Annotated in this window: 6 protein-coding genes and 1 pseudogene; 3 read left to right on the plus strand and 4 right to left on the minus strand. The window is 68.9% G+C overall.

Features of this window, described 5'->3' with window-relative positions:
• Window positions 1–411: 411 nt before the first annotated feature.
• The 3 genes and pseudogenes from ACQEVM_RS17695 to ACQEVM_RS17705 form a co-directional block, all read right to left on the minus strand.
• Window positions 412–564, minus strand: a pseudogene (locus tag ACQEVM_RS17695) (transcriptional regulator); the annotation flags it as partial.
• The gene (locus ACQEVM_RS17700) at window positions 561–866 is read right to left on the minus strand and encodes a hypothetical protein (RefSeq protein ID WP_433080131.1); all 306 of its coding nucleotides are present in this window, start codon (window positions 864–866) and stop codon (window positions 561–563) included. The gene ACQEVM_RS17700 and the pseudogene ACQEVM_RS17695, both read right to left, overlap by 4 nt.
• Before the next feature lie 415 nt (window positions 867–1281).
• The gene (locus ACQEVM_RS17705; RefSeq protein WP_433080133.1) at window positions 1282–1779 is read right to left on the minus strand and encodes a hypothetical protein; all 498 of its coding nucleotides are present in this window, start codon (window positions 1777–1779) and stop codon (window positions 1282–1284) included.
• A 173-nt stretch (window positions 1780–1952) separates the two neighbouring features.
• Between ACQEVM_RS17705 and ACQEVM_RS17710 the strand changes: the two genes are divergently transcribed.
• Window positions 1953–3500, plus strand: a complete 1548-nt coding sequence (locus tag ACQEVM_RS17710; protein WP_433080135.1) for a phosphatidylinositol-specific phospholipase C domain-containing protein — start codon at window positions 1953–1955, stop codon at window positions 3498–3500.
• Window positions 3501–3615: 115 nt separating this feature from the next.
• Here ACQEVM_RS17710 and ACQEVM_RS17715 read toward each other — a convergent pair whose 3' ends face one another.
• Window positions 3616–6420 (minus strand): BTAD domain-containing putative transcriptional regulator, encoded by a 2805-nt coding sequence (locus ACQEVM_RS17715; protein WP_433085233.1) that lies wholly within the window; start codon window positions 6418–6420, stop codon window positions 3616–3618.
• A gap of 886 nt (window positions 6421–7306) precedes the next feature.
• Here ACQEVM_RS17715 and ACQEVM_RS17720 point away from each other — a divergent pair.
• Complete coding sequence (locus ACQEVM_RS17720) at window positions 7307–9724, plus strand: RICIN domain-containing protein (RefSeq protein ID WP_433080137.1); 2418 nt, start codon at window positions 7307–7309, stop codon at window positions 9722–9724.
• A gap of 537 nt (window positions 9725–10261) precedes the next feature.
• Complete coding sequence (locus ACQEVM_RS17725; RefSeq protein WP_433080139.1) at window positions 10262–12151, plus strand: RICIN domain-containing protein; 1890 nt, start codon at window positions 10262–10264, stop codon at window positions 12149–12151.
• Window positions 12152–12659 lie beyond the last annotated feature (508 nt).

Below are 12659 nucleotides of genomic sequence, written 5' to 3' on the forward strand. Positions count from 1 at the left end.
ACCGCGGCGAGGTGGCGTCAACCGCCGGAACGATCCCCCTCCCCCACCCGGGTGAGGACCTCTCAGAAGCCGTCCGGCCCACCAGAGTGACGGCCCGCGCCCGGCGGCCGTGGTCGGCGGCTCCGACATCAGGGGCCCGGCCACGTGGTGCCTCAGTGCGCAGAGCCGTGTGTGCCGCATCCAGAACGCGGAAGCACAGTGAGTGTCGTCCTCCCGCGCCGCCGAGCAACACGCTGACGACGCTTCACGCCTGCGGGCCCTCGGCTGGAGTCGTGGCGCCGGCCAGGATCTCCCGGAGTGCCGCGACATGGCCGTTTGAAAGCCTCCCGCCCGTCGCCGGTAAAGCCGCGCGTAGCGCCTGTGACGGCTTCCGCTGAGGCGGCGTTCCGTGGCGACGTAGCCTGCGTCCTCGAGTGTCGTGAGCTGTTTCGACAGCGCCGAGTCGGACAGCTGGACCCGGTCCTTGAGGAAGGCGAATTCCGCCCAGTCAACCGCTGCCAGTGTCGCCATCAGCGACAGGCGGGTGCTGGGATGGATGAGTTCGTCGAAACGCGCGTCCGTCATGCCCGCACCCACCTGCGCAGTACACGCAGCATGTCCGGGCCGCCGAATCCGATGACGGGCGCGACCAGCGCGGCCGCCCAGATGCCGGCGTGGTCGGCGCCGTCGGCGTCGAGCGCGAGCGCCACGCCGACGGTGACCGCGACGAGCCCGAGCAGCATGCCGATCACGATGAAGGGGACGCGGCGGCCGGCGACCGTCCTGCTGACCTGCACCTGACCGGTACGCCGGCGACCGTCGAGCAGCCGTGACGCGAGCGCCGCGTGCCCCATGCCGAAGGCCAGGGTCGCCGCCCGGCCGACCATGGGGGCGTCAGGTTGCCGAGTGCCCCCAACAGGAGCCAGCCGGCGGCCATCGACCACCAGTAGCTGCGGGGCAGGCCCACCTCCTCGGCGACCTGATGGCGGGCGCGCTCGACTGCCTCAAGAGCCATACCTGCCTGCTCCGGAGTGATGTCGGCCATGGCAATACCTCACTTTCCCAGTAGGAAAGTGAGCGTCCCACTTTCCCACTGGGAAAGTCAAGGGTCAGGGATCGGAACCACGGCAACTCGACTGCTGCGGCTCTGGTCGAGGCGGTCCGACCGATGACCCTCTACGCGAAGACGTTCCCCGGCGCGGGTTGAGCGGTGTGCCATCCGGACCGTGGAACGGAGTCGAGCATCCCCGGATCCTGACTGGCAGCCGATGACCTACGGTCCACTTCGGCGACAGGGCCCGGTCAGCGGGCCAGGCCGCACTCGTCGGCGGGGAGGACGGTGTCCGTGCGCTGGAGGACGACGGGGCTGAGGGTGTCCGCCACGGCGGAGACGCCGACGGTGCACACGAGTTGCCTGCGGGCCGGCGCCGACAGGTCACCGACGGGGAACGGCACCTGGACCGTCATCCCTCGCTCCTGCGAGTAAGGACTCACCGTCACCGCGTCCGCCTTCCCGGCGGGCTGCCGCGGCAACGCCGCGGTGAGACCAGCCTCCCCGGCCCGACCCATGGGGCCGTCCAGCAGCAGGCGGACGAGCGCTGCGGGCGCGATGGTCTGGCCGTCGAACGGGGTGAACGGGGCAGGGACGAGCCGGTCGCCCTCCTTGGAGACGAAGTTGAGGACAGCACTCTTGCCGGACCCGGCGACCTTGACGATCGCGGCGTGGCCGCTCTCGATCACCCCGGTGCGCTTGATCCCGCATCCGGTGGGCGGCAGGGCGCAGCCAGTCAGCACCGCCACGGCCGCGAGCGTCCTGTCCGGCGCCCCACGGAACGGCTGACGGACGGACACGGCGGCGGTCGGTCACCTCCGCCTTCGCCGTGGGGGGCGGGGCGTGAGCGGTACGTCAGAGAAGCGTCAGCGGTTGGGATCAGGCTGGGTGCCGTACCGCCCCGCACTCGGACAGGAGTCCCATGCCCCGCACCACCCCCCACGCCGCCGGCGCCGATCCGCGCCGGCGGTCCCGCCCGTTGGTACGTCTGATGACGGTCTGTGTCGCCTTGGGCGCGGCACTGCTGGCGCCCACCACTGCCGGGGCGGCCGGGTCGACCAACGGCGACGCCTACCGCAACCTCGGCCAGGCGGACCGGGCCGAGTGGATGTGGGGCATCGCGAGCGACACCGCGCTCTCGAACATGTCCATCCCCGGCACCCACGACACGCTCGCCATCCACGGCGGCGACGACGTGCAGACGCAGGAGGACTACGGCGACAGTGCGAACACGCTGACGGCGCAGCTGGAACGCGGAATCCGGGCCATCGACATCCGGGCCCGCGTCACCGAGAACCAGTACTTCACCATCCACCACAGCGCGTTCTACCAGCAGGCCAACTTCGACGACGTCCTGACCAAGGCGCAGTCCTTCCTCCGTGCGCACCCGACCGAGACGATCGTGATGCGGCTGAAGGCCGAGTGCCCCTACTCGGACGTCGGCCTCTTCGACTGCGCGAACGACCCGAAGTCGGTGACCCCGGAGAAGGTCCGATCGATCTTCGCCGACTACGTGGCGAAGTACCCCGGCCTCTTCTACGCTCCTGCGGCATCGGGCACCGGCCGGGCGGACGTTCCCACGCTCGGCAAGGTGCGCGGCAAGCTCGTCCTCGGAAGCTTCGACAGCGTCGAAGCGGACGACAGCTACGGGATCAAGGGCTTCAACGACCACAAGGAGGACCACTGGGCGCCGTCGGACATCCAGGAGAAGTGGGGCTACGTCAAGGGCAACGTCAACAAGGCGATCACCGCCCCCTCCAGTGACCTGTACCTGACGTACTCGTCGGCGTCCAACGCCCCCTTCGGCCTCTCGCCGGCCCGTTACGCCGGCGGCTTCCAGCTCGAGGACGGCGCCGCGATCCTCGGTGTCGACTACCAGCTGATGAAGCACCTCAACAACAGTGCCGGCCGCGTCGGCATCGTCATGACGGACTTCCCCGGCTGGGGCCTGGTGAACGCGATCATCGACCACAACGACGACAATTTCGTCAAGGGTGGCAACCGGATGATCTGGCTGGTCAACGCCAACAAGACCTACGTCAACAGTCTGTACAACCGCTGCATGGTGCGGGGCCCCGAGTTCGACAGCTCGAAGACCGGCGGCCTGGTCACCCAGCGCGAGTGCCAGTCCACCCCGCCCGGCAGCCACCAGTGGGGGGCCGAGAAGCCGTCGTACGACGGCAAAGGCCATTACTGGATCAAGGCGAGCAACGGCAAGTGCCTGACCGTCCCCTACAACAACGGCACCCCGCCCGGCTCCGGCACCCAGCTGTTCTGGTGGGACTGCGAGACCCGCTGGTTCTCCGGCAGTCAGATGTGGAACGTCATCCCGACCAAGCTCGCCACCGCGACCGGGTCCCGGCCGGCCTACACGTTCATCAACAACTGGACGGGCAAGTGCCTGTCGATGGACCCGGCCACCGCCACCACCGCGGGCGGCAAGGTCACCCAGGAAACCTGCCCGAAGTAGTACCCGGCACGCTTGCGGCCGTCCCTCCTTCCCGGAGGGGCGGCCTGTCCATTCCATCGTCTCCCCCGACCTTCCAGGCCCCTTCCCCTCCTCATGGCCGTGATGGCCACTCACCTCATGTTCGCGTCGTGAGTCGCGCGACCGCCGCGTCGTACCGTGACTGGAGTCCCGTATCCGCCGATACCCGCAGCAGCGCGCCGAGTGCCCGGACCGCGCCGTCCTCGTAGCCGGAGGACTCCGCCTCCCGGGCGGCCTGGTCGAGCTGCCGGATGCCCTCAGCCTCGTCCCCGAGCCCCAGCAGCGCCTCTCCCCTCACCATGAGCAGCAGTATCCGGGGCACGTCGGCCGTGTCCGAGCGATCGTCGAAGGCGAGGGCCTCGGTCGCCGTGTCGAGGGCCTGGCGCCATTTCCCGGCGTCTACCCGATGCCGGGCGAGGTGCTGCATGGACAGTCTCTCGATGGTCCGGCTTCCGGCCGTGCGCGCCAGCTCCAACGCCCGTTCGCATCCCCGCGCGGCCTCGTCCGGTCCACCGAGTGCCGCTTGCGCCACGGCCAGGACGATCAGCGCGTTCGCCTCGGCGATCGCATCACCGGACCGGGCGGCGAGCGCGGAGGCGGCCCCCAGACGAGTCACCGCCTCCTCGATGCGCCCCTCCTCGATCAGCACCCAGCCGAGCACGTTCAACACGCGCGACTCGCCGTGCTGATCGGCGTCGGCCCGCGCCGCCTCCAGCGCGGTCTCCAGGAGCGGAACCCAGCCGTCCCGCACGCGCCACACGATCAACGGCCACAGCAGCAGAACGATCCGCCAGGTCCTGCCGTGCAGTCCGGCGGCGTGTGCCGCGGCCACCGCCGGCGTGAGGTCGTCCCTCTCGGCCGCGTACCACGCCACGGCGGCGGAACGGTCGACGAACTCCCTCACGGCGGCGGGCGGCAGGTAGTCCGCCGGCAGCGGGAAGCAGTCCTCGTTACCGGGCTCGGCCGCCGTCATGGCCGCGAGGGCCGTGGCGATGTAGTGGTCGAGGACACGCTTGAGCGCATCCGACCCGGCCTCCAGGCTCCGCGCATAGAGCCGTACGAGATCGTGCAGCGTCCAGCGACCGGGCGTCGATTCCGTGACGAGGTGGGCCGCGGTCAGCCGCTCCAGCGATGTCTCGGCGGTTGCCGGGTCCGTGCCCGCCAGAGCCGCCGCCGCATAGCGGTCGACGTGCGTTCCGGGGTGACGGCCGAGATGGGCGAACTGACGGGAAACCTGCGGGGGGAGCTGCTGCAGCGTCAGGTGCAGCGCCGCCCGCACCCCGGTGTCCTCCACGTCCAGCAGGCTCAGCCTGCGCGTCTCGTCGGACAGCTCGGCGGTCATCGCGCCCAGCGAGCAGCCGGGCCGTTGCGCCAGCCTGGCGGCTGCCACCCGCAGGGCGAGCGGCAACCCGCCGCACAGTTCGGCCATCCGCCGCGCGGCCACCGGCTCCGCGAGCACCCGTTCCGTGCCGAGTACCCCGGCGAGGAGCATCGTGGCGTCCTGCGGTCCGAGCACGTCCACGGCCACGGGCCGGGCGGTGTCGGTGACGATCAGCCCGGACAGCCGGTTTCTGCTGGTGACGACGGTGACGCAGTGACGACCGCCTGCCAGGAGCGGCCTGACCTGCTCGGAGTCACGCGCGTCGTCGAGCACCACGAGGAGTCGCAGGTCGGCGGTCAGCGACCGGAACAGCGCGGCCGCGCCGTTCGTCGACTCCGGTATCCGGTGGCGCACGACACCGAGCGCCGCCAGGAACTCGCGCAGCACCTCCATCAGGGACGGCGCGCCCGTGTCGCCGAAGCCGCGCAGGTCGGCGTGGAGCCGGCCGTCGGGGAAACCGCGGCGGCCCTGGTGTGCCCAATGGAGCACCAGGGCCGTCTTGCCGACCCCGGCGGGCCCCGTGACCAGACAGACCGGCGCCTCGCCCGTGGCGGCCCGGGACAGGGCGCCGAGCTCCTCCGCCCGCCCGTGGAAGCCGCGCGGCGCGCGCGGGAGCAGATCGGGCGCACCGTGCCGGGCGGCGGCGTCCGGTACGGCGGCAGGGAGCGGGACGGCCGTGGGGGTGACCGGGGAAGCAACCGGAACCACGACGTCCGCTTCAGTCCTGCCCCCTGTGATGGCCTGCGCCGCGTCTCCTCCGGTCGCCCGCGCCGCGTCTCCTTCACTGCCGCGCAAGGCCGAGGCGTAGGCGTTGGCCAGTTCCGGACCCGGGTCCACGCCCAGTTCGTCGGCGAGCAACTTCCGGGTGCGATGGAACCAGTCCAGCGCCTCCGAACGGCGCCCCGCTCGCTGGAGCGCCTCCATGAGCGCGACGGACAGCGATTCGCGCAGCGGGTGGGCCAGTGCCTCGGCGCGCAGAACAGTGGCAGCCCCGGCGTGATCACCCAATCGCGCGCAGCCCGCCGCCAGCTGTTCCGCCGCGGCGAGCCGCAGCTCCTCCAACGCCTGTGCGGCGGCCTGCAGCGTTGGGCTCGGGCACACGTCGGCCAGGGCCGGCCCTTGCCACAGCGACAGCGCCTCTCGGTACATCGTCACGGCCTCGGCCGGGCCACGCTGCTCACGTGCCCGAGCCACCAGATCTTCGAAGCGGTGCACGTCCAGCAGGACCTTCGGCATGCGCAGGACGTACGCCGGACCCTGGGTGGCCAACTCGACGCCGTGCGCCCCGGCGTCGACACTCGTCAGCGAGGCCCGCAACTGCGACACATGGCCCTGGATGACACTGCGGGCGCGCGCGGGAGGCTCTTGTTCCCACAGAGCGGTCGTCAGGTGGTCGACCAGGACGGGGTAATTGGGGCGCAACAGCAGCGCGGCCAGCAGGCTGCGCCGTTTGACGGGGCCGAGCGGCAGACCGCCGGTCTCGGTGACGACCGACACCGCTCCGAGCAACCGGAACTCCATCTGCCCCATGCCTCCCAGCAAAAAAGTTCAGGATAGCGCCACGGCTCCCGCCATCGAGCACCTGCCGGCCGGCGAATGGCGACATCCGGTGGACCTCCCTGCCCTGAGAACCATCGATTCGACATGGCGGGCATCTTCATCGCGACCCGTACCCCGCTCGCGGGTGAACGTGTCCACGTTATCCGGGTGATCTTGATCCGATTCCGCGCGGCATGTGAAGCGGACCTCCGAACCGGGGCTGCACCACGGAGGGCTGGGCAGTCACCTCTGTCGGGGCCAAGTACCGGACGGCGAGCGACTGTTGCGCCAAAGGTATGCAACCGGATGGAAACGGTCGGGGATGCCGCGGACCGGCAGGACCACTTCCACCTCTACTCGTCAGTTTCCTTGACACGGCCCGGCGTCACTTCGACACTCTCCTCACCCGGCAATGTTAACGTAAACACGGAGAGGGGAAACACGCACGTAACCATCTGCCCCTTACTCTCCCGCCCTCTCCCCGCGACCGGCGGAGTGCCCGTGCCCGCCGGGCCGTGCTCTCCCACTCGGCGCAGGCGCGCACAAGCCGGCCCGCTACACGGACCTCAGCCCGGGCGCCCGGGCCATTGCGCACCCGGCTCGTCACCCCGCACGGCTTCAACGGCTCGACACGCCGGGCCGGCAAGCACCGACGGCATGGCTGCGGAGCATGCGGGCCTACGCCCACAGCAAGCATCGGCACGCCCTGACCTGTCAAAGGGCCCGACATACGCCCTCGCGACCGCCCGTCAAGGGTGGACGCAGGTCCGTCGGCCTGCCCTCCGCTGGGCAGGCCTGGCCGGGCCCGGCCTGGCCGCATCCCGTCCGCGCCTCCTCCCAACCGCCCCCACACGACTGGAGAACAGTGGTGCCTGTCAACAGAAGAACATCCATCGGATCGCGCCGCCGAAAGCGCACCGGCATCGCCACGTCGGCCCTCGCCGTCACCACGCTGCTCGTCGGCGGGGCGGTGTCGCCTCCCGCAGCGGCCGACCCACCCGAACCGCCCGGTGTGACCATCCGTCTCGACCCCGGCTACCAGCAGCAGCCGTTCGAGGGTTGGGGCACTTCGCTCGCCTGGTTTGCCGATGTGACCGGCGGCTGGCCCGACGCCCAGCGCAATCGGCTGGCCGACGCCCTCTACAGCGCCGAAGGACTGGGTTTCACCATCGCCCGCTACAACATCGGCGGTGGCGATAGCCCGGAGACCGAGCCCTACATGCGCGTCGGCGCTGCCGTACCGGGCTACTGGAACCGCCCCGGAGCCGAGACGCCCAACTGGTGGAACCCCGACAACCCCGATCACTGGAACCCGGACGCCGACCCCAACCAGCGCTGGTGGCTCAGCGCGGCCAAGGCCCGTGGTGCGGACACCTTCGAGGCGTTCTCGAACTCTCCTCCCTACTTCATGACCAACAGCGGACTCGTGACTGGCGCGGTCAACCCCAATGACGACAACCTCCGCTCCGACCAATACCAACGCTTCGCCGCCTACCTTTCCGGGGCGTTGCGGCGTGTGCAGGACTCCACCGGCGTCACCTTCGGCTCCGTGTCGGCGATCAACGAGCCGAACACCAACTTCTGGCGCGCCGGCGGCCGCCAGGAAGGCTCCCATTGGGCACTCGACTCCCAGACTCGCATGATCACCGCCCTCCGCTCGGAGCTGGACGCGAAAGGGTTACGCACGCCGATCGCAGCCATGGACGAGACGAACCCGAACACGTTCCGGGCCAACTGGAATGCCTACGACGACTCGGCCCGCTCCGCCATCGGCAAACTCAACACCCACACCTACGGAACGAACGGCCGCACCGGGCCACGCGACATCGCCAAGGGTGCGGGCACCCCTCTGTGGATGTCGGAGGTGGATCTTGGCGGCCGGGGTCCGCAGAGCTTCACCGACATGAGCCCCGCCCTCGACCTCGCCGGTCGGATCACCGACGATCTCAGAGAACTGGAGCCCCGGGCATGGGTGCTGTGGCAGGCGGTGGAGGACTACGAGAACATGACCCCGGCCCACGAGAACTCCAACTGGGGTCTGATCCAGACCGACTTCACCCCGGCGGACGCCGCGCGGGAGCCACTGCGGAAGAACAAGAAGTACTGGGCGATGGCTCAGTACAGCAGGTTCATCCGGCCCGGGGCGCGCGTCATCACCACGGACGACGAAGCCACTTTGGCCGCAGTGAGACCCGGCGGTCAGGGCGCAGTGGTGGTCCACACCAACCCCACGCACACGGCCCGGACGGTGACCTTGGACCTCAGCGCCTTCCGGACGGTCTCCCCGCAACCGGTCAAGCGTTACACCACGGACACGACCAAGAACGTCCATCGAGAAGCCGACCTCGCCACTTCGGGCAAACGGCTCACGGTGACCCTTGGGCCCAACTCGGTCACGACCCTCGTCATACCAGGCGCATCCGGCGTGAACACCGAGGCGACCGCCGTCCCCTCCGCCGCTTCCCGCCTCCTCGTCAACGCCAACAGCGGCATGGCGTTGGCCGGTACCACACTCGACAAGAACACCCTCGTCCAGCAGGTGCCGAACCACGGCGACACGGCGCAGCAGTGGGCCTTCACCCGTTCGGTGCCCGGCGACTGGAGCAGCACCGCTTCCTATCGCGTGAAGAACGTCAAGAGCGGCAAACTCCTCGGCGTTGTCGGCGGCGCGCTCGCCTTGGCCCCGCCCGGACCGTCGGCAAACCTGCGGTGGATGCTTTCCACCACCGGCGACGGGCAGTACACACTGGTCAACAGCGCGACCGGTACGCTCCTCGACGTTACCGGCGCCTCCACCACGGACGGCGCCCCGGTCGGCGTCCACCCGCCCACCACGGGGAGCAACCAGAGATGGGCCTTCCGCGGCCCGACCGACTGGCAGGCACTGCAAGCTCGGCACAGCGGCAAGTGCCTGGGCGTCACGGGCGCGTCCACGGCCGACGCCGCTCCCGTCACCCAGTACACCTGCGACAACGGACCCAACCAACAGTGGTCCCTACGCGCCACCCCGGATGGTCACGTCAATGTTGTGGTGCGGCACAGCGGCAAGTGCCTGGACGTGACGGGCGCGTCCACCGCTGACGCCGCTCCCGTCACCCAGTACACCTGCAACAACGGACCCAACCAACAGTGGTCACGGATCGAGGCGGGCGGGGGCTACGTTCGTCTGGTGGCCAGGCACAGCGGCAAATGTCTCGACATCGCCGGCGCCTCGCCCGCCAACGGCGCGGATGCTGTCCAGTACACGTGCAACGGGGGAACAAACCAGCAGTTCCGAACAGGATGAGGCTCGCTGCCGGTGACGGGGCCCCGGCTCGTCACCGGCAGGGAGCGCGTGGCCGGCCTGCCGAACTTCTCCATGACCACGCAGGTCTCTGATCACCGCGACGGCCGGTGCCGTCAGCCCTCGACGCCGTGGCCCCGGTTCGGCCGAGGCCCGGCAACCAGCCGTGCCGTCACGTCCCGCCTACTCCGCCCCTCGCACGGCTCGCGAGGACGCGCGCCAGGGGCCGGCTCGCGTTGACCAAATGGAAGGAATGGGCCGGAAGGCAACCTGGGGATGCGCTGACACATCAGCTTCACCACACACCACACACCACATGTCACAAGTGTTTACGAGCTGTTGACATTGCGTCCTTTCGTGAGCCAACCTCTGGGCAAATGTTGATTCACGCGCAGAAATGTTGGTTACTGTGCAAATGCAGGGCGGGACGCCTCTCATCTGCCACAAGCCATCGGGTGCGCGATGACGTCAGGGATCCGCATGCGAAGAATCCGATCCATCCTGGCAGGCCTGAGCCTGCTTCTACCTGTCCTCAGTGTCGTGCCCGCGGCGATGGCGGCACCCGTCACGGCCGAAACGGGCACCCAGTTCCCGGACACGACCGGGGCAGGGGTACAGGCCCACGGTGGTGGCGTACTCAAAGTCGGCGAGTACTACTACTGGTTCGGCGAGGACCGCGGCGAGGACAACAAGTTCCGCTATGTCTCCGCCTACCGTTCCAAGGACCTCAAGGAGTGGGAGCCTCGCGGCCATGTCCTGACCCAGGAAGCCGACCCCGAGATCCGTTCCGCAGTGATCGAGCGTCCGAAGGTCCTCTACAACGACAAGACCAAACAGTTCGTCATGTGGATGCACAAGGAGGCCGACGACTCCTATGCCGAGGCCCGGGCCGCGGTGGCCGTCTCGTCCACAGTGGACGGCCCGTACGAATGGAAAGGTTCCTTCCGCCCGAAGGACGCATCCGGGGCCGAGCACATGTCCCGTGACATCACGGTGTACGAGGACAAGGCCGCCGGCAAGGCCTACATGATCTCCGCCGCGAACCACAACGCCGACCTTCACATCTACGAACTCAGCGACGACTACACACAGGTCAAGCAACTGGTGGCGAACCCCTGGCCCGGCCAACACCGTGAGTCTCCCGCCCTGTTCAAGCGCGGGGACGTCTACTTCATGCTCACCTCCGGCACCAGCTACTGGGACCCGAACCAGCAGAAGTACGCCACCGCCACCAGCCTCGCAGGTCCGTGGTCGCCGATGAGGGACGTCGGCAACCACAACGGACACCATTCGCAGACGACGTTCGTGCTTCCTGTGGAGGGCAGCGAAACCACCTCCTTCCTCTACATGGGAGACCGCTGGGCGGGTACGTGGTCCAATCCGAACCGGGTCAACGACTCCAAGTACGTGTGGTTGCCATTGGAATTCCCGGATGCCACGACCATGAACCTCCCCTGGTATACGAAGGTCTCCATCGACACGCAGACCGGCCGGGTCTCCGGCTCCGGAGGTGACTCCCTCAACACGATCACCGGCAAGAAGAGCAGCGCCTGCGTGACCGTCCCCGGGAGTGTCTCCGACAACCAGGCACCCGTCACCCAGGAATCATGTACCGGCGGACTGAACAGCCAATGGCGATTCACGGACAACGACAACGGCTACGTCCGCGTCCTCGCCCAACACAGTGGCAAATGCCTCGACCTCGCCGACAACTCCACCGCCGACGGAGCCGAAATCAAACAGTACGACTGCGGCTGGGGAAACAACCAGCGCTGGCGCTTCGAGAGCCTGGTGGACGGCTATGTCCGCGTCGTCTCCAAGCACAGCAGCAAATGCCTCGACGTCCAGGGCGGGTCCACCGGCACCGGCGCCAAGATCGTCCAGTCGGAGTGCAATGGCTCGACCGGTCAGGCGTGGAAGATCGGCACGCCCGACAAGCCGACCGACCCCACGGACCCCACCGATCCGACCAGCCCCGGAACAGCCGAACAACACCTCACCACCTCGGTCAACGCCGGCGTGCTCACCATGTCCACCACAGCGGATCCGGTCCGACTCCCCCCGGTCGCCTTCGGAAAGGGCGGCGCCTCCACCGGCAACCTCAACGCGATCACCGTCAAGGACTTCCGCGGCGGCACAACAGGCTGGTCACTCACCGGCAAGATCACCGACTTCACAGGCCCCCGGGGCAAAATCGACGCCGACCGACTCACCTGGACACCCACCTGCACCACCAAACCCGACAGTCCCACCACCTGCGTGGCGGGAAGCGCCGGGACCATCGGAAAGGACGGCGCAACCCTCGCATCCGCACCCGACGGTGACCTGACCGGCGGCGAAGTCACCGCCGACGCCGGCGTGGCCCTCGACGTTCCCAAGTACACACCCGTCGGCGACTACGCCGCGACACTCACCCTCACCCTTCTCTGACCGCGCCCGCGTGCCGGACGCCACGCGTCCGGCACGCGACGCCCAGAACGCTGACGAGCCATGCGCAGATCGTTCGTCGCTTCACCCCCTCCCCTTGAGGCCTTGTCCCCCGCCCCGAGACGATCGACCGACACCGGCGCAAGACGCCTCTGCGGCCGAGCCCGCCGCTGACCAGGAGCCTCCCGGCAGCCCCGCACAGGCCGCGCTTGGGGAGCACGACGACTCCTGAAGAAGGCCCGGCCGGCGAGGCACCCGATGTGCGCGCCTCGCAAGTACCTGCCGCCTTCTGAAGTGGGACCTCCCGGCGTTCCTGCGGCGGGATGGTCCCCTTTTCGGCAACCAAGGCATTCAAGCCGACGAACCCATGCGATCGAGACGACATTCGGCCAGAGCTGTTGCGGTGCGGATGCCACGCGAAGGGAGGTTCGCGCAGGTCGGATCACGGATGCTCGTCTCGGCGGCGTCGCGGAGCTTGTTTGACAACAATCCCGCAGTACGTTCAGGCTTC

This window comes from Streptomyces sp. CA-243310, from assembly GCF_050936775.1.
Lineage (GTDB): Bacteria > Actinomycetota > Actinomycetes > Streptomycetales > Streptomycetaceae > Streptomyces.

Excerpts from the sequence above, each read along its gene's own strand:
- ACQEVM_RS17700 (WP_433080131.1), bottom strand. The coding sequence starts at position 866 with ATGGTCGGCCGGGCGGCGACCCTGGCCTTCGGCATGGGGCACGCGGCG.
- ACQEVM_RS17710 (WP_433080135.1), top strand. The coding sequence starts at position 1,953 with ATGCCCCGCACCACCCCCCACGCCGCCGGCGCCGATCCGCGCCGGCGG.
- ACQEVM_RS17715 (WP_433085233.1), bottom strand. The coding sequence starts at position 6,420 with ATGGAGTTCCGGTTGCTCGGAGCGGTGTCGGTCGTCACCGAGACCGGC.